We start from the raw sequence: 20,819 nt of genomic DNA, 5'->3' as shown, positions 1-20,819 counted from the left end.
AGCGGCTGCGCGAGATCAACTCGCTGCGCATCATCGGCACCGCGCGCGACAAGGGACCGGTGATCTCGTTCGAGATGAAAGGCGCACACCCGCACGACGTCGCCACCGTGATCGATCGCGCCGGCATCGCCGTTCGCGCCGGCACCCATTGCGTGATGCCGCTTTTAGAGCGGTTCAACGTCTCTGCGACCTGTCGCGCCTCGTTCGGCATGTATAATACGCGCGAGGAAGTCGATGATCTGGCGCGAGCGCTGATCAAGGCACGGGAGTTGTTCGCATGAGCGACATTGCCGAAATTGTTGTCAACAAGACCTGCCACATGCAGACCAGTTCAGTGCTGGCGCCGGACGAAACCGAACGCATGGGCACGGGGATCGTGGCTGCGCTGAAAACCGTGTTCGATCCGGAAATCCCGGCCGACATCTATGAACTCGGGCTGATCTACAAGATCGACATCAAGGATGACCGCGCCGTCGACGTCGAGATGACGCTGACATCGCCGAACTGCCCGTCGGCGGCCGAATTGCCGACGCTGGTTGAAAACGCGGTCTCGAGCGTTCCCGGCGTCGGGGTGGTGAACGTCAACATCGTCTGGGAACCGCAGTGGATGCCCGACCGGATGACCGACGAGGCTCGCCTCGTTCTCAATATGTGGTGACGATTTTACCTTCGGCCTGTGCTATGATCAGGGTTGATTTACTTCCAGGATTGACCAGATGACAGAAATGACGCCAACACCAGCAGCCAAGCCAAAACCGAGACCACGCCCGCAGGTGATGCGGCTGACCGATGCCGCGGCAGCGCGGGTCAAGGAACTCGCGGCGCGCGCGGATTCGGCGATCGTCGGCCTGCGAGTCGGCATCAAGAACGGCGGATGCGCCGGCCAGTCCTATACGGTGGAATATGCCCACGACATCAGGCCGACTGACGAGGTGGTCGAGGACAAGGGCGTGAAGGTTCTGGTCGACCCCAAGGCCGTGTTGTACCTGCTCGGCACCGAGATGGATTACAAGTCCGAAAAAATGCAGGCGCAGTTTATTTTCAACAACCCGAACCAGGTCTCGGCCTGCGGATGCGGCGAATCCGTGCAACTCACGCCAGCCAAGATCGACGGCTGAGGTTTCGGGCTGCCCTCGCTGCCCCTTGGCGGCGCAAGTTTCGGCGAAGCCCTTGGGTTACATCGATCGAGCGGACGTCAGGCTACCTGCACCTGGATGTCGGCGCAAAATGAACATTCCGAGTCGGCTTCGCAAACGACGCGATTGCGGCCATTGCGCTTGGCGGCGTACAGGCAGGTGTCGGCGCGCTCGATCAGCGAGTCCGTGGTATCTCCGCGGCGAAGCATCGAGACGCCGACCGAGATCGTGACCCGGCCGAGGATTTCGCCGGTCGATTTTTTCTTCAACTCCTTGGCCATCACGGCGCGGCGGATGTGATCGGCGACAGTTACCGCCTGATGTATCCTGGTATTGGGCAGCACGACCGCGAATTCCTCGCCGCCGTAACGCGCGGTGATGTCCTGGCCCTTGATGGTCTGCTTCAGCGACATAGCAACCAGCCGCAGCACCTGATCGCCGGTCAGGTGGCCGTAGTTGTCGTTGAATGATTTGAAGTGGTCGATGTCGAACATCAGAAGCGACAGCGACCCGGCTTCGTTGAGCGCCAGCGTCACCGCGTCCGCGACGGCGCGGTCGAAATATTTGCGGTTGCCGAGACCGGTGAGCGGATCGGTCATGCTCTCGGTCCTGATGGCTTCAAGGCTGTGCTGAAGATTGTTGATCTCGATCTTCGAGAGTTCCAGCCGGTTTTCCAGCGCCTTGTTGGCTTCCTGTATTTCATTGGTGGACTTTATCAGCGCGGTGATGACAGCCTTGACCTGATCGCGGTCGTGGGCAATTCCGAGTTTTTCGGCCGCTCCCTTCAGGCTGTCGCCGAATCCGGCCGTCATGCCGAGCGCGTCGGTGATAAGCTGCATCACGTCATCAATCTCGGTGATGACTCGTCCGCCGAGCTTATCGATGCGCTCGGTGGTTCTGATCGGCGAGAGGTAGTTCTCGTAGATCTGTTCGAGATCGGACTCGGTCAGCTTGCCATTGCGGGCAAGAGTCTCGTTGATGACCTTGTTGAACGCGGAATTGTATCCGGTGGCGTAGACGTACCAGATTTCATAGTTGCGCGGGATCGCAGCTTGTCGCAGCGATCGGATCTGGCCGAGCGCCACCTCCGCGAACGCCATCGTGCGCTCATGTTCGTCCAGCTCAACCACTTCTGCGGCTCCGCCGACGATTCCGACTGATCGTCGCCCCAAACGACAAAGTATCAACGTAGAGTAATGCCGGGAACCTAGCGGCAGAGGGTTTACGCGCGGTAAATGCTGTTTGAGCCGGGCGGGGGAGGCCGCTGGAGCGTTTTCGAGCGAAGTGGAATCCGGTTCGCGTGAAGAAAACGCGTCAAATCAAGAAGCTGAAGCCGTTCACGGTTTTGTGGAACCGGTGAAAGGCTCTAGCGTCCGCTTCAACTGCGTTGAATTAGATTCGCCGCCTATCTCTTTGATTGAACATGATCTTTTCCGGAAACCGGTTGTCACCCAAGATCAAGTCCGGCGCAGGCTTTTTCGGGATCATGCTCTAAACGCTCAGCCGCGGGCGCGGATCGGACGAAGCAGGAATGCGGGCAGGTGAGAATGATCTGCCGGCTCGGAGACAGTTTCGCGGCGCGGAGCGGGCGCGCGACCGATCGATGGCGGCTGTGGCGCGGCCATGGGCGCGCCGGCCGTCGCCGCCGGGGCTTCGTGTCTCTGGTGATCGCTGCTGGAACGGCGCGGTTTGCGCCCCTCGCGCTTGCCGGCACGGGCAAAGGTCTCGCCGCCCTTGTCGCGGGCCTGGCGGGATCGGGATGGGCGGCGGCCCGTCGACGCCGTGTCGGCGCCGGAGTCGGCGTTGTTGTCATCGCCTGCGCCAGCTTCATGGCCGGGAAAATCGGTCTTGATATCCGCCTTGGGGATGGATTGACCGGTCAGCTTCTCGATCGCTGCGAGCGATTTGAAATCGGCGGGACAAACGATCGTGATCGCGGTGCCGGTGCGGCCGGCGCGGCCGGTGCGGCCAATGCGGTGGACGTAATCGTCGGGATGGTAGGGCACGTCGAAATTGAGAACGTGGCTGACTTCGGGAATGTCGAGGCCGCGCGCGGCCACGTCGGAAGCGACCAGCAACGGCAGCTCGCCCTTGCGGAATTGATCCAGCGAGGCGGTCCGCGCCGACTGGTCCATGTCGCCGTGCAAAGCGCCGGCGCTGAAACCGTGTTTCTGGAGCGACTTGCAGACGATGGCGACGTCACGCTTGCGGTTGCAGAAGATGATCGCGTTCTTGAGATCCTGGGCTTCGCGCAGCAGGCGACGGAGCAACTCACGCTTCTCGTGCGGTTCGCGGCCACAGCTGACCTGCGACTGCGCGACAGTCGCCGCCGTGGTCGCCGGCCTCGAAATCTCGATCTTCTCCGGGTTGTGCAGGAAGGTGTCGGTGATGCGCCGGATTTCGTTCGGCATCGTCGCCGTGAAGAACAGGGTCTGCCGCGTGAACGGCACCAGCTTGCAGATGCGTTCGATGTCGGGAATGAATCCCATGTCCAGCATCCGGTCGGCTTCGTCGATCACCAGAAGCTCCACGCCGGTGAGCAGCAGGCCGCCGCGTTCGGTGTGATCGAGCAGGCGGCCCGGGGTCGCGATCAGCACATCGACGCCGCGCGTCAGCTTCATGTCCTGATCGCCGAACGAGACGCCGCCGATCAGCAGCGCCACATTGAGTTTCTGGCCCACGCCATATTTGTCGAACTGCTCCTTCACCTGCGCCGCGAGTTCGCGGGTTGGCTCCAGAATCAGCGTGCGGGGCATTCGCGCCCGGGCGCGGCCTTTCTCCAGCAGCGTGAGCATGGGCAGGACGAAGGCCGCGGTCTTGCCGGTTCCGGTCTGGGCGATGCCGAGAACGTCGCGGCGCGCCAGGACGTGGGGAATAGCCTGATCCTGAATGGGGGTGGGGGAGGTGTAACCTGCGGCCGCAACCGCAGCCAGCACTTTATCGGACAAACCAAGATGAGAAAAAGACATTGAGCCTCTGATCGACACCGCCGTCCGGAATCGAATGTAGAAGGCTGTCGCGCTCAACCCCTTAACGGCGTGCTTTCAAGAAGCGAAGGGGGCTCTGGCAACGCTGACGGGCGGCTCACCTTGGGAATCGCGTTTCGATCCCGGGCCGCGTTACGGCGAAACATAGGGTGGAAATACGTAAAGTCAATTCAGAAACGGCGGAAATAGCGAAAAACCTTGCCGTTTCTGCTTGAACCTGGCGAAAATGACCGTGAGATATTCTGCATCCTGCCGGATTTTTCGGTTAACGAGGACATCAGTATGGATGCAGCCCGTCCGAGCGAAAACCGCACGATATCCACGCGCTGCTGCATCGTCGGCGGCGGTCCCGCCGGCATGATGCTCGGCTATCTGCTCGGGCGCGCAGGGGTCGATACGATCGTCCTTGAGAAGCACGCCGACTTCTTCCGCGATTTTCGCGGCGATACGGTACACCCGTCCACCATGCAGGTGATGGACGAACTCGGCCTGATCGATGATTTCCTGAAAGTGCCGCATGATGAATTGCAAAGGCTGGAAGCCTGCTTCGGCAAGACCCGCTTGCGCATCGCTGACGTCGGCCGCACCGGCGCGAAGCATCCGTTTATCGCCTTCATGCCGCAGTGGGATTTTCTCAATTTCCTGCGCGACAAGGGCCGCCGCCTTCCGAACCTCAGGATCATGATGAACACGGAGGCGGTCGGGCTTATCCATGACGGCGACAGGGTGGCGGGCGTCCGCGCAGACGCGGGCGGTGCGCTCGACATCAGGGCTGACCTGACGGTCGCTTGCGACGGACGCCATTCCATCATTCGGCGTAGCGCGGGGCTTGAGGTCGAGGAGATCGGCGCGCCGATGGACGTGCTGTGGTTTCGCATCGGCAAAAGCGCCGAGACCGAAAGCGTGTTCGCGCGCATCGAGGCGGGCAGGATGATGGTGATGCTCGATCGCGGTACGTATTGGCAATGCGCCTACGTCATCGTCAAGGGACACTACGACGAGATCAAGGCGCGGGGCATCGAGGCATTACGCTCCGACCTGGTCACGCTGGCGCCGTCGCTCCGGTCCAACATAGCGGACGTAAAGAACTGGGACGATGTGAAACTGCTCACTGTCGCCGTGAACCGTCTCAAGCGGTGGACCCGGCCCGGTCTGCTCTGCATCGGCGACGCCGCGCATGCGATGTCGCCGGTCGGCGGCGTCGGCGTCAACATCGCGGTTCAGGATGCGGTGGCGGCGGCGAACCTGCTTGCGGAGAAGCTCGCGAGCGATGGCGCTGTAAGCGAGGATGATCTCGCCGCCGTCCAGCGCCGCCGCGAATTTCCGATGCGCATGACGCAGGGCATGCAAGTGATCGTCCAGAACAACATCGTCAATGCGGCGCTCAATCCCGGCAGCGGCCCGTTCAAGCCGCCGCTGTTCGCGCGCATCGTCAACGCGGTGCCGTGGTTGCAGGGCCTGACTGCGAAGTTCATTGCTGTCGGCGTGCGGCCTGAACATGTCCATTCGCCGAAAGCGTGAATCGCGTTTTACAGAGCTAAATCGAGAACGATCTTAAGACGGCGAAGCAGAATACAGCCGCCGCGACAGCAGAACCGCCAGCAGGCCGGCGGCCGCCACCGCGCCGCCATACCAAACCCACTGCGTTTGCCCGATCATCAGACTCGACGCCGGATAGGGAAACACGCCGGCGCCCTGAGCGGCCCAGACAAGGCCGATCAGGATTGCGAGCAGGCCGAGAATAAGGAGCGCGATTCTCATTATTGCACAACATTCCACGAAAGCGTTTTCGAGCGAAGTGGAATCCAGTTCGCGTGAAGAAAACGCGTCAAATCAAGAGGGAGAGTCTTTCACCGCTTCCATGAAACGGTGAGACTCTAGATATGCGGCCGAAGCACGAGCATTCGCCGGAGACGGCGGTCGCGTGATCATGTCCAGGGATTATAGGTGCCAATACTCCAGACGTGGCCCTCGGGATCGCGACAGGTGAAGTCGCGTCCGCCATAATCCTTGTCGGAAATGTCGAGAACGATGGCGGCGCCGTTGGCCTTGGCCTTCGCATAGACGGCGTCGGCATCCGGCACGACGATGTAGGAGCTCTGGGTCACCGGGCGGTCGGCCGTGGCTGGCTGCTGCATCTTGCCGTAGTCGTCGTCGCGAGCCGAGCCCAGCATGATCATGCCATCCCCGAGCGTGAGCTCGGCATGAGCGACGCCGCCGCTTCCATCGTCATAGACGGCTTTTCGGGTGAAGCCGATGGTGTCGCACAGCCAGTCGATCATTCTGTGCGGATCGCGATAGCGCATCGCGGGGATCACGGTCGAGCCCATCGCCTGACCTCCTTGCGGTTAAGGGCGCGATGATCGCTCGCGAATGTGACCGCAGGTTGGCCGCCAGAGTTGATTCAACCGCGTTAAAAAGGTCTGGCCTTATCCTGTTGATCGAGCACGATGTTGTCCGAAAACAATTCCGACTTGCGCTGGCGCGCGACCGTTCAGATCGGGATCATGTTTTCACACGTCAAGCATTTCCTCGCTGGCGAATTCGGCCTTGTCGGAGATGAAGGCGAAGCGCGCCTCCGCCTTGGTGCCCATCAGCCGCTCGACCGAGTCCGCCGTGTCCTCGCGATCGTCCGCCAGCAGCACCACGCGCAACATCGTGCGCTTCGCCGGGTCCATCGTGGTTTCCTTGAGCTGCGCCGGCATCATCTCGCCAAGCCCTTTGAAGCGGCCGACATCCACCTTGGCATTGGCGTTGAACTCGCTCTTGAGCAGCGCCTCCTTGTGGGCGTCGTCGCGGGCATAGACCGTCTTGCTGCCGTGGGTCAGGCGATAGAGCGGCGGCACCGCGAGATAAAGGTGCCCCTCGTCGATCAGGCGCGGCATCTGGCGGTAGAAGAACGTGATCAGCAGCGAGGCGATATGCGCGCCGTCGACGTCGGCGTCGGTCATGATGATGACGCGAGAATAACGCAGGTCCTCTTCGCGATAATTGGTGCCGGTGCCGCAGCCGAGCGCCTGGATCAGGTCGGCGAGTTGCGCGTTGGCGGTGACCTTGTCCTTGCCTGCGGAGGCCACGTTGAGGATTTTGCCGCGCAACGGCAGTACGGCCTGGGTCTTGCGGTCGCGCGCCTGCTTGGCGCTGCCGCCGGCGGAGTCGCCCTCGACGATGAACAGTTCCGAGCCGTCGGTCGCGGTGTTGGTGCAATCGGCGAGCTTGCCGGGCAGGCGCAGTTTCTTTACCGCGCTCTTGCGTGAGGTTTCCTTCTCGGCGCGGCGGCGCAGCCGCTCGTCGGCGCGCTCGACCACGAAATCGAGCAGCCTGTTGGCCTGCGTCGGATTGCCAGACAGCCAGTGATCGAACGGATCCTTGATCGCCTGCTCGACGATCCGCGCGGCCTCGGCGGTGGCGAGGCGGTCCTTGGTCTGGCCCTGGAATTCCGGCTCGCGGACGAACACCGAGAGCATCACGGCGGCCCCGACCATCACGTCCTCGGAGGTGATGGAGCTTGCGCGCTTGCCATGGCCGACGCGTTCGGCGTGATCTTTCAGCCCGCGCAACAACGCGCTGCGCAGGCCCGATTCGTGGGTGCCGCCGTCCGGCGTCGGCACCGTATTACAGTAGGAATACAGGAAGCCGTCGGCGTCCGCGGTCCATGCCACCGCCCATTCGCAGCCGCCATGCGCGCCGTTGCGCCCCGACCTGCCGGAGAAGATGTCGGGATGCACCAGCGTGTCCTTGTGGATTGCTGCTGCGAGATAGTCTTTCAGTCCGCCTGGAAAATGGAAGGTCGCTTCCGCCGGAACGTCATCGAGGCCCTTGAGCAGTTCGGGGGCGCAACGCCAGCGGATCTCGACGCCGCCGAACAGATACGCCTTCGAGCGCGTCATCTTGAACAGGCGCAGCGGCTTGAATGCGGCCTTCGCGCCGAAAATCTCGGTGTCGGGCTTGAAGCGGATGGTGGTCCCGCGGCGGTTGGCGATCCGGCCAAGGTCTTCCAGCTTGCCCTTGGGATGGCCGCGTTCGAACGTCATCCTGTAGAGGTTCTGGCTGCGGGCCACCTCCACTTCGAGACACGAGGAGAGGGCGTTGACCACGGAGACGCCGACGCCGTGCAGGCCGCCGGAGGTCTCATAGACCTTGGAGTCGAACTTGCCGCCCGAATGCAGCGTGCACATGATGACTTCAAGCGCCGACTTCTTCGGAAATTTCGGGTGCGGATCGACCGGAATGCCGCGCCCGTTGTCGGTCACGGTAAGGAAGCCGTCGGCGGATAGTTCTACCACGATGAAGGTCGCGTGCCCCGCCAGCGCCTCATCCATCGAGTTGTCTATCACCTCGGCGAACAGGTGGTGGAGCGCCTTCTCGTCGGTTCCCCCGATGTACATGCCGGGACGTCGGCGGACCGGCTCAAGTCCCTCCAGAACCTCGATGTCGGCGGCGGTGTAGCCGGCCTCGCCGCCGGACCCGCGCGGCTGCGCGGGAACGCGGGCGGGGGATGCGCCGAACAGATCGCTGTCTTTTGGTTTTGTATTTCTAGCCAATGTCTTATTCGTTATTTTTGAAGTAAGATATTCGCAACGGGCCTGCGAATCGCTGGCCCTGACTATGCCACGGTTGGGGTCGGAAGTGTGGCCACGCCAGAAGATTGCCGCGCTGAGATCAGGCCGAAAGGTGCTCCATGCAGCGTCAGTCCCGCGAAGTCCGGAACACAATGATGGCGAACAGCGCCACGGCTACGATGGCGACCAGCCACCCGATGAAGGAGACGATAACGGTGCTTTCGTCCAGTGGGTTCAGCAGAGCGGCGCCGACCAGAAGCAGGACGGCTCCGGCGATGTGAAGCCAGCCCTGTGTTTTTGCCACGGTCGATTGCCTGGCTGCCGGAACCACCCGATAGTACAGACCGAACATGAACAGCAGAACGACGCCGACCAGATTGATGTAGACGTAGGCGATTGGAAAGTTCGCCGGCGACCTCCCAACCAGGAAACTCACCATGTTCAGCAGCAACAGCATGACGCTGGTGCGCATCATCGTCGATGCAATCATGCCATTCATCCTTTGATTTTCAGCTATATATCAGGAGGGGCGAAATTGGGTGACGCCGATCTTCGGGCGGCGGAGCATTTTGTACGCCGCGTTCGAGATTGCACCAGTGGAATGGTTCAACCGGAGCGCTGGATTCATGCACATGACAGGGCTGCGGGATGGAAGGTTACGCGCACGATCTGATCGCCTTCGTGCGCGATCATCAGGTCTGGGCCGCTCCCATCGTGCTGGTGCTTGCCTTCGGCGAGTCGCTCGCCTTCATCTCGCTGCTGGTTCCGGCATGGGGCGTGCTGGTGGCGATCGGCGCGATGCTGGGGCCGGGGCAGGTCAATTTCTGGCCGGTGTGGATCGCGGGTGCCGTCGGCGCGGCGCTCGGCGACTGGCTGTCCTACTGGTTCGGCTATCACTTCAAGGATCGCGTCGCGGAAATGTGGCCGCTGTCGCGCCATCCCGATCTGCTGCCGCGCGGCCAGGCTTTCGTGCGGCGATGGGGCATCCCATCTATCTACATCGGGCGGTTTTTCGGACCGCTGCGCGCCTCGGTGCCGCTCGCCGCTGGAATTTTCGAAATGCCGTATTGGCGTTTCCAGATCGCCAACTGGACCTCTGCGCTGGTGTGGTCGGCGGTGCTGCTGCTGTTCGGCGACCTGATCTCGCGGATCGTCGAATGGATCTGGCGCGCAGTGTGAACGCGAGGCGCTCGCGCCGCCGCCGCGTTTGGATTACAAGGCGGGACACAAGGATGACGCCATGACTCTCGCAGACACCACGACGAAAAACCCGGCTTCGAGCGGCAAGGCCGCCGTCCGGCCGACGGTGTTCGTCGATGGCGCGTCTGGAACCACAGGGCTCGAAATCCGCCAGCGGCTCGATCGGCAGGGCGACGTCACCGTCAAAAGCCTGGCTGAGGACAAGCGGAAGGATCCGGCCGCCAAGCGCGCGCTGATGGGGGAGGTCGATCTCGTGATCCTGTGCCTGCCCGATGAGGCGGCCAGGGAAACCGTCGCCTTGATCGACGGCATGGGCGCGGACGCGCCGAAGGTGCTCGACGCTTCGACGGCGTTTCGCGTCGCGCCGGACTGGACCTACGGCTTTCCGGAACTGACGCCGGATCAGGCGGACAGGATCAGGGCAGCGCGCAAGGTCGCGAACCCCGGCTGCTATCCGACCGGATCGATCGCCGTGCTGCGGCCGCTGACCGACGCCGGCCTGATTCCGCAGGACTATCCCGTCACCATCAACGCGGTGAGCGGCTATTCCGGCGGCGGCAAGTCGATGATCGAGAGTTTCGAGAAGGGGACCGCGCCGGCGTTCGAGCTTTACGGATTGGGATTCGAGCACAAGCATCTGCCGGAAACGCAGACCTATGCGAACCTGACGCGGCGGCCGATTTTCGCGCCGTCGGTCGGCGACTACCGGCAGGGCATGCTGGTGTCGATCCCGCTGCATCTCGAAACGCTGCCGGGACAACCCGATGGCGCAGCGCTTCATGCGGCGCTGGCGAAGCGCTACGCGGGCAGCGCCTATGTCTCGGTGATGCCCCTGGATAATGCCGCGACGAAGGGCGGGAGAATCGAGCCGGAGGCGCTGAACGGCACCAACAAGCTCGAGCTTCATGTCTTCGCCAGCGAGAAGCACCGGCAAGCCGTTCTGGTCGCGAGGCTCGACAACCTCGGCAAAGGCGCATCCGGCGCGGCGGTGCAGAACATGCGGCTGATGCTCGGGCTGAGCGACGCGGGAGCGGATTGAAGCGCGCTCCCGGCGGAACTGTCTGCCCGGATTTTATGCCGGACATCCATGTCTTCGGAAGACCACAAAAAGAGAGGGATGGCCGGGACATAGAGCCCGCTTCTGATGGAATCAGAAGCGGGGTTTTATGATTTTGATTGGATGCGTTTTCTTCACGCGAACCGCTTAAAAACTGGCCCGCGCGCTCAGCAGGAAATTGCGTGGCGGGCCATACCAGTTGCCGAGGTCGGTCCACCCCACAGTTTGATAGTATTTCTTATCGAAGACGTTGTTGACATTGAGGGCCATCGTCCAATGTTGATCGATTTTATATTGCACGAACAGATCGACCACCGCGCGGCCCGGCTCGGTAAACTTAAAGGGAACCCCAGGACCATCGTATTGTCCGGTCGAAGGGTTAAACGTTATCGCCTCGCCCTCCTGATAGTATGAGCTTTGCGCGGTCACGCCGCCGCCGACTTTCCAACCTTCAAGCTGGCCTTGAAAATCATAGCTCGTCCATAGTTTGAACATGTGCTTGGGCGTGATCGTGCTGTAGCGGCCGTTGCCTGCCTTGTTCTCGTTGTCGTTGAAAGTATAGCCCGCCTGAATCCGCCAGCCTGCGACGATCTCGCCACTGACCTCGACATCCACGCCCCGGCTGACAATGCGGCCGTCACCGAGATAACAGCAGTTGCTGCCCAGATCTCCGAGTGTAGGTGGATAAGCCGGATCGCGCACCGCCTCGCCGTTGCGGTTGATGTGATAAAGCGCGAGCGATGTGTTCAAGCGTCCGTCGAGCAGGCTGCCCTTGATGCCGACCTCATAAGTGCGTCCGGTAACCGGACCCAGCGGCGTGCCGGGCAGAGGTCCCTTGAGGCTTGTCGCCTGCGATTGATAGGTCTCGGCAGCGCTGGCATAGGCCGACCATTGATTCGATAGATCGTAAACCAAGCCAAGATAAGGAGTAAGAACGTTGTCGTCTTTGTAGCCCGTTGACGATGTATTCGTGACCGCGCCCGTATTTATATTATAGCTGACGTAATTATTACGGTATTCGTACCAGCTAAGCCGCCCTCCGACGATGAGTGTGAGCGGGTCGGCAATCTTCGCTGCCAGCGATCCATAAACCCCTTTCTGTGTGATCTTATCTCTGCTTCTGCCCGTTAGAAAATAGGGATCATTGAATCGATAATCCTCAGGATTAAATTCGAATATATTCGGTATCGGTATATTGCTTCCGATACGCGAATTGGTCTGTACGCCGGCCATGTATCGGCTTGTGTTCGCTCCCAAGATCAGCTTGTGATCTCTGCCAAACAGGTGGAATGATCCCTTCAGGACGGCATCCAGCGTGTCCTGTGTTTCACTGCGGAAAAATTGCCTGCCGTGTCCTGTAGCGCTGTGAAAGCCGGCGAACGTAACCGGATCAATCGCGCCCCACCAATCAAGACGTCTGTCGTTCACCTTACTGTGCGCTCGCGATGCCTCGATGCCTAGGGTCCATTTTTCCCCGAGTTCCTGATCGAGACGCACGAACTGCCTGTTACTATTTCTGAGCCAGCGATCGTCGTCCGTACCGAAAAACGTGCTGCGCGGAAGAGCCAGATCGGCGCCATCCGAGAAGCGAGGGAGACCTCGGCGCATAGTCGTGCCGTCCTCCCGCATGACATCGCTGCCAAAGGTCAGCATCGTACTGTCGGTTATGTCCGCTTCGATGATCCCATAGAGCAGGTACTTGTTGCTCTTGGCGACATCGTAGAAGTATTTTCGATCTTCATAGACGCCGACAAGACGGCCGCGAACGGCGCCATTCTCCGTAAGCGGGCCACTGACGTCCAGTTCGCCCCGATAATTATTCCAGCTCCCGCCGTGGACCAGCGCGTTGATCTGGAGCTGCCTGGTCGGCTTCTTGCGGACGAGATTGATGGCACCGCCCGGTTCACCCGATGTGCCGTAGAGTGCGTCGGAGCCGCGCAGCACCTCGACGCGATCGTAAATTGCCAGATCAAGTTGCGATGTGTTGAGGCCGCCAGCGTAAACCTGCGTGACTGACCGTGATAGCAATGGGCTGTTGCCATCTATCTGGAAGTTCGTAATCTCGAAACCGCGGGAATAAAAATTTGAAGTCGTTAAGCTTTCTTTCGTGACCGTAATGCCGGGGGTGTATTCCAACGCATCCTCCAGGGTTTTTAACCCCTGCTCCTGAATGCGCTGGTGCGTCATCACCGTGACGGTCTGCGGCAACTCTCTCAACGTCTGCCCCTTGCCGAATGAAGACTGGGTTGTGGTGTAGGAACCCGTGCCTTCGGTCCTGCCGGGATCGCTCGACGTTGCGCCCTGCACGTCTATGGTGTCGAGCGAGATCGCGCCGGCGGGCGCCGCAGCCGACGCATCGGTCGAACCGACCAATGCGGCAGAACCTGAACCACCGATCCGTACGCTGAGCCCGGTGCCCGCAACGAGGCGCTCCAGCGCTGTCGATGGCGGCATGGCGCCGACCACGGCGACCGATGTCTTGCCGCGCGCAAGCTGCGATGAGTAGCTGATCTGCCAGCCCGTGGCGCGGATGAACGCGTTGATCGCCGACGACAGCGGCTGCGCGGGAATCGAGAAATTCACCGGCTGGGATGTCGCCGCCTGGCGCGAGGCAGGTTGCGCATACGCAGGGCCCACGCTGAACGAACCGGCGAGGCCGAAAATCGTTGTCGAAAGCAGGAGCGATAAAAGACGGCGTCCCCTTGTCATGCCGTCGGCGCGCGCTCCGCCGCTGCCATTCCGGTTCACCTGCTCCATTCCCAAGCCCCCTGATCCAACCCGAGGGTTTGTCACGCGCCGTGCCTGCGCCTCGCCCTCGAACAGATGACGTTCGACATGGGACGATCCGGCAAAAAATCCGGTGTTATCGCAGCAGGATGATTCCGCCGGGCAGGCGGGTCATGGTTTCGCCCGCCGCATCGGCAAGCGTGCCGATGGCGCCGGGCACGTCATCAAGCCGATAGTTGCCGGTGACGACGAGATCGTCGACCCGCCCGTCGGCGACGATGACGATGCCGTGGTAGTAGCGGCGCAGTTCGTCCAGCACGCGTGAGAGGCGTTGATTCTCGAAGATGATGCGGCCGTCACGCCAGGCGAGAATCTCCGATGGGTCGCGCCTGACAACGGTGGAGAGCGCCTTTGCGGTTGCCGTCACCATCTCGCCGGGATCGAGTTCGACGTGATCGCCGGAATCCGACAGGCGGCTGACCTCGACGCGGCCGCGTTCGAGCACGACGGTGTCCCGATCGCTTTCGGTCCGCACGGCGAATGCGGTGCCTTTCACCTCGGTTTCCCCGAAGTGACCCGCGACGCGGAACGGATGCGCCGGATCGTGCCGCACATCAAAGAAGGCTTCGCCTTCCAGAATCGTCACATGTCGTTGACCATTCCTGAAATCGATCGACACGGCCGAAGCCGTATTCAACAGCATCAATGAGCCGTCCGGCAACGAGACGTTCGCCCGGTCGCCTGTCGCCGTGATGTAGTCGGCTCGCCACCGCAGCATCAGAGCCGGATATTGCCACGCGCCGATGGCGATCATGACAATGGCGGCGGCGGCGGCGCCACGCAGCGATCGGGTGCGAGGATGGCGCGCCGACGGGAGCAACCGGCGTCGATCCATCGAGCCGCGGGCAGCCGCGGGCAGACCTTCAGCCGCCTTCCTCAGTTCGGGAGAGCCCCACATCGCCTCGAGAGAACGAAACTCTTCGCCGTGGCGCGGGCTGCGCCGCAGCCATTCCTGGAATTGCTGCTGGTCCGCTCGCGCCAGCGGCGCATTCTGCTGGCGCGCGAGCCATTCAAGCGCTTCGTCGACAATCGGGTCCGGATAGGCGGAAGCCTCTCCGGCTTTGTCGTCTTCTGCGCCTTCCTGTCCCACTCGGATCATCCTGTCGTCGTGTCGTATCGCGGGCTCTTATAGCAGAGACGTCCGGTTGACCGGAATCCGGCAAAACCATGGGAGCCCGCGACGACGCATGAGGTTCGGGAAGCGGTCCGACCTGCTATCGAGATATCTTCCCGGCACCGTCAAGGCAGCGGAGCGCGTCACTGCAATGCGCCATCGCCAGCTTGAGGTCATTGAAGACTGTACGTTCTGAGACGCCAAGATGCCTTGCGATCTGTCCGTTCGGCCATCCTTCGATGCGACTGAGCACGACGACGGTCTGCGCCCGTTCCGGAAGCGCGCTCAGGGCCTGTCGAAACCGGTGAAACCGCTCGCGTTCGATGATCGCCGCTTCCGGCGTCGGGATATGCGCCGGGACTTTCTCGACCTCTGCGGTGTAGAGGCCATCGACCTGAACGCTGCCTCGCGTTTTCTGCCGTCGCAGGTGGTCCAGCGCCAGGTTGCGCGCCGTCTGGTACAGGAAGGCTTCGAGATGTTCGATCGGTCCGCTCTCGGCAGCGCGCGCGGCCCGGAGGTATGTCTCCTGGGCGAGATCCTCGGCCGTCTGAGGGTCGCGCACGATCCGCATCACGCTCCACATCAGGGATCGTCGATGCAGCAGGAACGCGGCGTTCAGGGACCCGGCCATCCCCGCCTCTTTCCGGACCTTCGCAATAGGGAATCGGATTCGCCTTCAAACCGTGGAAACGGCGCGGGCAGCGATGATCTCAGCTTTGCGGTGCGAGGAAACAATTGCGAAAGCATGCTCACGATACATTCGCCCCCTCGATCGAGACGAGGCCGATGCGGTTTCGCATAACCAATCGCGAGTTGCCGTACAATGGCAATATATTAGAACAAATCTAGACGTCCTCGCCCAATGGATGCGCCGACATCGCCACCTTTATGGAGGTGATGTTGGAGCGAACACGTTCGGTCATGATCTGAGGAGGGCGTTCCGCGTTTCCGCCCACGGCATGTCCGCATGCAAACCGGCGGGACATTTCGCGTCACGGAGTCGCTTCGCGGCTCACGCCCGCACGCGCACGTAGCTGCCGGGCGCGTCCTCGATCGGCGGCAGCGCGTCGGTGCCAACCTCGCGGGCGGAGACCATTTCGGCGTCGATGCCGCGCAGCCAGGCGTGCCAGTCCGGCCACCACGAGCCCTTGTGTTCCTGCGCGCTCTTCATCCACTCGGTCAGCGTGGTGTGGGCGATGGCATCGCTAGTCCAGTACTGGTATTTGCCGAGCGACGGCGGATTGATGACGCCGGCGATGTGCCCGGATCCAGACAGCACGTAGCGCACCGGGCCGCCGAAGAAGCGCGAACCGTACAGCACCGATTCCGCCGGCGCGATGTGATCCTCGCGGGTCGCCAGATTATACACCGGCACCTTGACCTTCGAGAGATCGAGCAGGGTGTTGTCGAGCACCATCGAGCCGGTCGACAGACGGTTTTCCAGATAGCAGTTGCGCAGATAATAGGAATGGTTGGCTGCGGGCATCCGCGTCGCGTCCGAATTCCAGTGCAGCAGATCAAAGGCCGGCGGCGTCTTGCCCTTGAGGTAGTTGCTGACGACATAGGACCAGATCAGGTCGTTGGAGCGCAGCATGTTGAAGGCCATGGCCATCTTGCTGCCTTCCAGAACCCCCGCCTGTTTCATGTCGCGTTCAAGCGCGGAAATCTGGTCCTCGTCCACGAACACCATGAGATCGCCGGCATAGGTGAAATCGACCTGAGCGGCAAAGAACGTCGCCGACGCCACGCGTCTCTGCCGCTTGTCCGCGAGCCACGCCAGCGTGGCGGCGAGCAGCGTGCCGCCGACGCAATAGCCGACGGTATGCACTTTCATCTCACCGGTCGCTTTCCCGATCGCGTCCATCGCCGCCAGCGGGCCTTCCTTCATGTAGTCCTCGAAGGTCTTTTCGCCGAGCCGTCGGTCGGGATTGACCCAGGAAATCACGAACACCGTGATGCCCTGATCGACGCACCACTTGATGAAGGACTTCTCCGGCCTGAGGTCGAGGATGTAGAACTTGTTGATCCACGGCGGCACGATCAGGAGCGGCGTTCGCAGCACCGTTCCGGTGTTCGGCGAATACTGGATCAACTGCATCAGTTCATTCTGGTAGATCACCTTGCCCGGCGTCGTCGCCATGTTGATGCCGACTTCAAGGTGGCTGGAGTCGGACTGGCGGATACGCAGCACCCCGTGGCCGGCCGCGATGTCCTCCGCCAGCATCTTCATGCCGCGCGCGAGATTGGCGGCGTTCGAGGCGAAGGTTTCGCGCAGCACCTCCGGATTGGTCATCACGAAGTTCGACGGCGACATCGCGTTGGTGAGCTGCGCGGTATAGAACTCGGCCTTCTTGCGGGTGTGCGGATCAAGGCCCTTGGCGTCGCGCACCAGCTCGTTGGCCCATTTTGTCGTCAGCAGATACGCCTGCATGACGAAATCGAAGAACTGGTTCGATCGCCATTCCGGATCAGTGAAACGCTTGTCGCGCGGCGCCGGCTCAACGGCTGGCTTGATCTCCTCGCCGGCGAGGCGGCGCGCGGCGTAGCCCCAGAGGTCCAGATAGGCCTTGCCGAGTTTCGCCTGCAATTCGACCGCGCGGCTCTGGTCCGACAGCCAGTATTCCGCCACCGTGCTGATGGTCCTGATCAACTCGGCGAACTCGTTCGGCCGGTCGTCGCTCGCCTCTCCGCCCTCACGCGCCTTGAGGTAGGCAGCCAGCGCCTTGCCGCCGCTTTCCATCGCATTGGCGAGGTTCATCGCGAAGGTGTCCGGGTCGAACCGGGGCTCGGCCTCGGCCTTGGTCTCGACAGGTAACTCGCTCATGGCCGCACACCTGAGGGTTCGTTAAAAATTCCGTCCCGCGCGAGGCGGGCAGCGATCATGGCATAATCTGGGGAGCATTGCCGGTTTCGATGTGTTGCGGTGCGACAAAACATCTTTATGCGGCCATATATGAGCCCCGATGAACTGGCTTAAGGACGCCGGGCCGGCGATAGCGGCTTTGGCGTTCCCGGGCGATAATTGAGTCTAAGCGTGCGATTCGATCTTATGAAGCAAACGCATCATGATGCCGCAGGTTCGGATGGAGACGTGAGCGCGTCCGGGTCGACAGCATCCAGCAGACAGGCGCGCGAATGGAGAGGCTGCGCGATGGCCGGCGCCGCCACGTTGGTGCTGCTGACGCTGTCGCTCGGCGGTTGCTCGACGTCGATTGCGGATTTGCCTTTCGGGAGTTCGCCGGATGCGCCGGAACGGGCGGCCGAGGTGCCGGACTATCCTGCCGTGCACGACGTTCCCGCGCCGAGAGACCAGGCGGCGATGGACTCCGCCGAACAGGCCAGGGTCGAGAAGGAATTGATCGCCGCGCGCGAGCACCAGTCCCAGTCGGCCCAGACCTCGGACCCCAGATAGGCCGCGCATCCGTCCGCGCAGGATGCGACGTGCCGGTGGAGCAGGGCGTTTGTGTTGGAGCTTTTCACCGTTCCACGGAAACGATGGAAACTCTGGTGGTCCGGTTTTAACATTCGTACCCTGTTTCAACAGATGCTTTTTGCGAATGTTGGAACCACGGGACCACTAGCAACTATAAGTTTCTAGTGGAGTTTTGGGTTTGACATTCGCGTCGCGCGCCCGCAGCAGGTGGGAGCGAATGTCAAACCCCCCACTAGATTCTTGCCCACTAGATTCTTGATTTGACGCGTTTTCTTCACGCGAACCGGATTCCACTTCGCTCGAAAACGCTATAGACTGCCGCAATTCAAGCACGAGAGTACGCGTGGAACCGTCAGGTCGGCGAGGTAGTCCTTGTGCCGATCGCCCGTCAAATCCGGCCCGGAGCCAGGAGCCATGGAAGAGTTTTATCGTATCCGCCGTCTGCCGCCTTATGTGTTCGAACAGATCAATCGCGCCAAGGCGGCCGCACGGAACGCCGGAGCCGATATCATCGACCTCGGCATGGGCAATCCGGACCTGCCGACGCCGCCTCATGTCATCGAGAAGCTCAAGGAAACCCTGGGCAAGCCCAAGACCGACCGCTATTCCGCCTCGCGCGGCGTCACCGGCCTGCGCAAGGCGCAAGCCGGCTATTATGCCCGTCGGTTCGGGGTGAAGCTCAATCCCGATACCCAGATAGTGGCCACGCTCGGCTCCAAGGAGGGTTTCGCGAATGTCGCCCAGGCGATCACCGCGCCGGGCGATGTCGTGCTATGCCCGAACCCGAGTTATCCGATTCACGCATTCGGCTTTCTGATGGCGGGCGGCGTGATCCGCTCAGTGCCGTCGGAGCCGGGGCCGGATTTCTTCGCCGCCTGCGAGCGCGCCATTATCCATTCCATACCGAAACCGATCGCGCTGATCGTCTGCTATCCGTCGAACCCGACGGCGCAGATCGCGGGACTCGATTTCTACCGCGACCTCGTCGCGTTCGCCAAGAAGCACGAGATCTTCATCCTGTCCGACCTTGCATATTCCGAGGTCTATTTCGACGACAACCCGCCGCCCTCCGTGCTTCAGGTGCCCGGCGCGATCGACGTCACCGTCGAGTTCACCTCGATGTCGAAGACGTTCTCGATGGCCGGATGGCGCATCGGCTTCGCGGTCGGCAACGAACGCATCATCGCCGCGCTCGCGCGGGTGAAGTCCTATCTGGATTACGGCGCGTTCACGCCGATCCAGGTGGCGGCGACGGCGGCCCTGAATGGTCCGGACACCTGCATTCGCGAGATGCGCGACACCTATCGCAAGCGTCGCGACACGCTGGTTGAATCCTTCGGCCGCGCCGGATGGGTGATCCCGCCGCCGCAGGCCTCGATGTTCGCATGGGCGCCGCTGCCCGAACGCTTCCGCGATCTCGGCAGCATGCAGTTCTCCACCCTGATGGTCGAGAAGTCCGGGGTCGTGGTTTCGCCTGGCGTCGGCTTCGGCGAGCACGGCGAGGGTTATGTCCGCATCGCCATGGTGGAAAACGAACAGAGAATCCGCCAGGCCGCCCGCGGCGTCCGCCACTTCCTTGAAAGCGGCATCGAAACGTTGCACAACGTGGTTCCTCTCGCCAACCGGCGATAGGCGCCGGTTCGGGGACGGCCTTGCGGCCTGTCGGGCCGGATCGTGCCTTGATCGTTCCTTGATCGCTTCCTTGCAACACCGGTTTTCCAGCAGGTTTCCTTTATGGTCGCACCCCTGAAAGTGGGCATTGCGGGGCTCGGCACCGTGGGGTCCGCCGTCGTTCGCCTTATCGAGCAGCAGGGCCGCATCCTGTCGGCGCGCTGTGGGCGTGGCGTGCGCGTGGCCGCTGTCGCCGCGCGCTCGAAGACCAAGAAGCGCGATGTCGACCTCCGCGGCATTGCGTGGGCCAAGGACGCACTCGCGCTGGCGAACGATCCAAACATAGACTGTTTCGTCGAGTTGATGGGCGGTGCGGGCGACCCGGCGCAATCGGCGATCGAGGCGGCGCTGAAATCGGGCAAGTCGGTGGTGACGGCCAACAAGGCGCTGATCGCCAAGCATGGCCTGCGGCTCGCCGCTCTCGCCGAGCAACACGGCGGCGCGTTGAACTACGAGGCCGCTGTCGGCGCCGCCATTCCCGTCATCAAGACCCTGCGGGAAGGACTTGCAGGCACCACGATCAACCGCGTCTACGGCATCCTCAACGGCACCTGCAACTACATCCTGACGCGGATGGAGCGGGAAAACCTGTCGTTCGCCGAGTGTCTCAAGGAGGCCCAGCGTCTCGGCTACGCCGAGGCCGATCCGTCGTTCGACGTCGACGGTCACGACACCGCGCAGAAGCTGTCGATCCTGGCGAGCCTCGCCTTCGGCACCCGCGTCGCGCAGAGCGCTGTCTATGTCGAAGGCATCTCGTCGATCGCGCCGGAGGACCTTCGTGCGGCGGAAGAACTTGGCTACCGTGTCAAGCTGCTCGGCGTCGCGGTGCGCACCGCCAAGGGCATCGAGCAGCGGGTGCATCCGACCATGGT

Annotated in this window: 19 protein-coding genes; 9 read left to right on the top strand and 10 right to left on the bottom strand. The window is 61.9% G+C overall.

The window, feature by feature from the left end; genetic code table 11:
* From BGO16_RS02035 to BGO16_RS02025, 3 genes are all read left to right on the top strand, one after another.
* Nucleotides 1–281 (top strand): aminotransferase class V-fold PLP-dependent enzyme (locus BGO16_RS02035; protein WP_292616787.1); only part of this gene is annotated, 281 nt, incomplete at its 5' end.
* Nucleotides 278–658 (top strand): SUF system Fe-S cluster assembly protein, encoded by a 381-nt coding sequence (locus BGO16_RS02030; protein ID WP_292616785.1) that lies wholly within the window; start codon nucleotides 278–280, stop codon nucleotides 656–658. The genes BGO16_RS02035 and BGO16_RS02030, both read left to right, overlap by 4 nt.
* Nucleotides 659–716: 58 nt before the next feature.
* Nucleotides 717–1,118 (top strand): iron-sulfur cluster assembly accessory protein, encoded by a 402-nt coding sequence (locus BGO16_RS02025; protein ID WP_292616783.1) that lies wholly within the window; start codon nucleotides 717–719, stop codon nucleotides 1,116–1,118.
* A 77-nt stretch (nucleotides 1,119–1,195) separates the two neighbouring features.
* Here the strand turns inward: BGO16_RS02025 and BGO16_RS02020 are convergent, their stop codons facing one another.
* Together BGO16_RS02020 and BGO16_RS02015 are read right to left on the bottom strand one after the other, a co-directional pair.
* Nucleotides 1,196–2,236: a GGDEF domain-containing protein gene (locus BGO16_RS02020; protein ID WP_292616791.1), complete on the bottom strand. Its 1,041-nt coding sequence runs from the start codon at nucleotides 2,234–2,236 to the stop codon at nucleotides 1,196–1,198.
* Nucleotides 2,237–2,635: 399 nt separating this feature from the next.
* Nucleotides 2,636–4,105, bottom strand: coding sequence for a DEAD/DEAH box helicase (locus tag BGO16_RS02015; protein WP_292616781.1), 1,470 nt, complete (start codon nucleotides 4,103–4,105; stop codon nucleotides 2,636–2,638).
* A 300-nt stretch (nucleotides 4,106–4,405) separates the two neighbouring features.
* On the opposite strand from BGO16_RS02015, the gene BGO16_RS02010 reads away from it, so the two are divergent.
* On the top strand, nucleotides 4,406–5,644 hold the full coding sequence (locus BGO16_RS02010) for an FAD-dependent oxidoreductase (protein ID WP_292616778.1): 1,239 nt from the start codon (nucleotides 4,406–4,408) through the stop codon (nucleotides 5,642–5,644).
* 33 nt (nucleotides 5,645–5,677) lie between these two features.
* On the opposite strand, the gene BGO16_RS02005 is transcribed toward BGO16_RS02010, so the two are convergent.
* From BGO16_RS02005 to BGO16_RS01990, 4 genes are all read right to left on the bottom strand, one after another.
* Complete coding sequence (locus BGO16_RS02005) at nucleotides 5,678–5,884, bottom strand: hypothetical protein (protein ID WP_292616776.1); 207 nt, start codon at nucleotides 5,882–5,884, stop codon at nucleotides 5,678–5,680.
* A gap of 167 nt (nucleotides 5,885–6,051) precedes the next feature.
* Nucleotides 6,052–6,453, bottom strand: a complete 402-nt coding sequence (locus BGO16_RS02000) for a VOC family protein (RefSeq protein WP_292616774.1) — start codon at nucleotides 6,451–6,453, stop codon at nucleotides 6,052–6,054.
* Between the two features lie 183 nt (nucleotides 6,454–6,636).
* On the bottom strand, nucleotides 6,637–8,634 hold the full coding sequence (gene parE, locus BGO16_RS01995; RefSeq protein ID WP_292616789.1) for a DNA topoisomerase IV subunit B: 1,998 nt from the start codon (nucleotides 8,632–8,634) through the stop codon (nucleotides 6,637–6,639).
* Nucleotides 8,635–8,812: 178 nt separating this feature from the next.
* Complete coding sequence (locus BGO16_RS01990; RefSeq protein WP_292616771.1) at nucleotides 8,813–9,175, bottom strand: hypothetical protein; 363 nt, start codon at nucleotides 9,173–9,175, stop codon at nucleotides 8,813–8,815.
* A 158-nt stretch (nucleotides 9,176–9,333) separates the two neighbouring features.
* On the opposite strand from BGO16_RS01990, the gene BGO16_RS01985 reads away from it, so the two are divergent.
* On the top strand, nucleotides 9,334–9,864 hold the full coding sequence (locus BGO16_RS01985) for a DedA family protein (RefSeq protein WP_292616768.1): 531 nt from the start codon (nucleotides 9,334–9,336) through the stop codon (nucleotides 9,862–9,864).
* 61 nt (nucleotides 9,865–9,925) lie between these two features.
* Nucleotides 9,926–10,924 (top strand): N-acetyl-gamma-glutamyl-phosphate reductase, encoded by a 999-nt coding sequence (argC, locus tag BGO16_RS01980; RefSeq protein WP_292616766.1) that lies wholly within the window; start codon nucleotides 9,926–9,928, stop codon nucleotides 10,922–10,924.
* 165 nt (nucleotides 10,925–11,089) lie between these two features.
* On the opposite strand, the gene BGO16_RS01975 is transcribed toward argC, so the two are convergent.
* From BGO16_RS01975 to phaC, 4 genes are all read right to left on the bottom strand, one after another.
* Complete coding sequence (locus tag BGO16_RS01975; protein ID WP_292616764.1) at nucleotides 11,090–13,699, bottom strand: TonB-dependent receptor; 2,610 nt, start codon at nucleotides 13,697–13,699, stop codon at nucleotides 11,090–11,092.
* A gap of 106 nt (nucleotides 13,700–13,805) precedes the next feature.
* Nucleotides 13,806–14,828: a FecR domain-containing protein gene (locus tag BGO16_RS01970; RefSeq protein ID WP_292616762.1), complete on the bottom strand. Its 1,023-nt coding sequence runs from the start codon at nucleotides 14,826–14,828 to the stop codon at nucleotides 13,806–13,808.
* Nucleotides 14,829–14,943: 115 nt separating this feature from the next.
* Nucleotides 14,944–15,474, bottom strand: coding sequence for a sigma-70 family RNA polymerase sigma factor (locus BGO16_RS01965; RefSeq protein WP_292616760.1), 531 nt, complete (start codon nucleotides 15,472–15,474; stop codon nucleotides 14,944–14,946).
* Nucleotides 15,475–15,855: 381 nt separating this feature from the next.
* Nucleotides 15,856–17,667, bottom strand: coding sequence for a class I poly(R)-hydroxyalkanoic acid synthase (gene phaC, locus BGO16_RS01960; RefSeq protein ID WP_292616758.1), 1,812 nt, complete (start codon nucleotides 17,665–17,667; stop codon nucleotides 15,856–15,858).
* A 267-nt stretch (nucleotides 17,668–17,934) separates the two neighbouring features.
* On the opposite strand from phaC, the gene BGO16_RS01955 reads away from it, so the two are divergent.
* The 3 genes from BGO16_RS01955 to BGO16_RS01945 all read left to right on the top strand — a co-directional run.
* The gene (locus BGO16_RS01955; RefSeq protein ID WP_292616756.1) at nucleotides 17,935–18,255 is read left to right on the top strand and encodes a hypothetical protein; all 321 of its coding nucleotides are present in this window, start codon (nucleotides 17,935–17,937) and stop codon (nucleotides 18,253–18,255) included.
* A gap of 435 nt (nucleotides 18,256–18,690) precedes the next feature.
* Nucleotides 18,691–19,908, top strand: coding sequence for an LL-diaminopimelate aminotransferase (locus tag BGO16_RS01950; RefSeq protein WP_292616754.1), 1,218 nt, complete (start codon nucleotides 18,691–18,693; stop codon nucleotides 19,906–19,908).
* Nucleotides 19,909–20,010: 102 nt separating this feature from the next.
* The coding region (locus BGO16_RS01945; protein ID WP_292616751.1) for a homoserine dehydrogenase at nucleotides 20,011–20,819 on the top strand (809 nt) is incomplete at its 3' end.

This window comes from Nitrobacter sp. 62-23, assembly GCF_001897285.1.
GTDB lineage: Bacteria > Pseudomonadota > Alphaproteobacteria > Rhizobiales > Xanthobacteraceae > Nitrobacter.
This window is presented reverse-complemented; position numbering and strand designations above follow the sequence as displayed.

Coding starts and splice junctions, on each gene's coding strand:
- BGO16_RS02030 (WP_292616785.1), top strand. CDS start 278: ATGAGCGACATTGCCGAAATTGTTGTCAACAAGACCTGCCACATGCAG.
- BGO16_RS02025 (WP_292616783.1), top strand. CDS start 717: ATGACAGAAATGACGCCAACACCAGCAGCCAAGCCAAAACCGAGACCA.
- BGO16_RS02020 (WP_292616791.1), bottom strand. CDS start 2,236: ATGGCGTTCGCGGAGGTGGCGCTCGGCCAGATCCGATCGCTGCGACAA.
- BGO16_RS02015 (WP_292616781.1), bottom strand. CDS start 4,105: ATGTCTTTTTCTCATCTTGGTTTGTCCGATAAAGTGCTGGCTGCGGTT.
- BGO16_RS02010 (WP_292616778.1), top strand. CDS start 4,406: ATGGATGCAGCCCGTCCGAGCGAAAACCGCACGATATCCACGCGCTGC.
- BGO16_RS02005 (WP_292616776.1), bottom strand. CDS start 5,884: ATGAGAATCGCGCTCCTTATTCTCGGCCTGCTCGCAATCCTGATCGGC.
- BGO16_RS02000 (WP_292616774.1), bottom strand. CDS start 6,453: ATGGGCTCGACCGTGATCCCCGCGATGCGCTATCGCGATCCGCACAGA.
- BGO16_RS01990 (WP_292616771.1), bottom strand. CDS start 9,175: ATGATTGCATCGACGATGATGCGCACCAGCGTCATGCTGTTGCTGCTG.
- BGO16_RS01985 (WP_292616768.1), top strand. CDS start 9,334: ATGGAAGGTTACGCGCACGATCTGATCGCCTTCGTGCGCGATCATCAG.
- argC (WP_292616766.1), top strand. CDS start 9,926: ATGACTCTCGCAGACACCACGACGAAAAACCCGGCTTCGAGCGGCAAG.
- BGO16_RS01975 (WP_292616764.1), bottom strand. CDS start 13,699: ATGGAGCAGGTGAACCGGAATGGCAGCGGCGGAGCGCGCGCCGACGGC.
- BGO16_RS01970 (WP_292616762.1), bottom strand. CDS start 14,828: ATGATCCGAGTGGGACAGGAAGGCGCAGAAGACGACAAAGCCGGAGAG.
- BGO16_RS01965 (WP_292616760.1), bottom strand. CDS start 15,474: ATGGCCGGGTCCCTGAACGCCGCGTTCCTGCTGCATCGACGATCCCTG.
- phaC (WP_292616758.1), bottom strand. CDS start 17,667: ATGAGCGAGTTACCTGTCGAGACCAAGGCCGAGGCCGAGCCCCGGTTC.
- BGO16_RS01950 (WP_292616754.1), top strand. CDS start 18,691: ATGGAAGAGTTTTATCGTATCCGCCGTCTGCCGCCTTATGTGTTCGAA.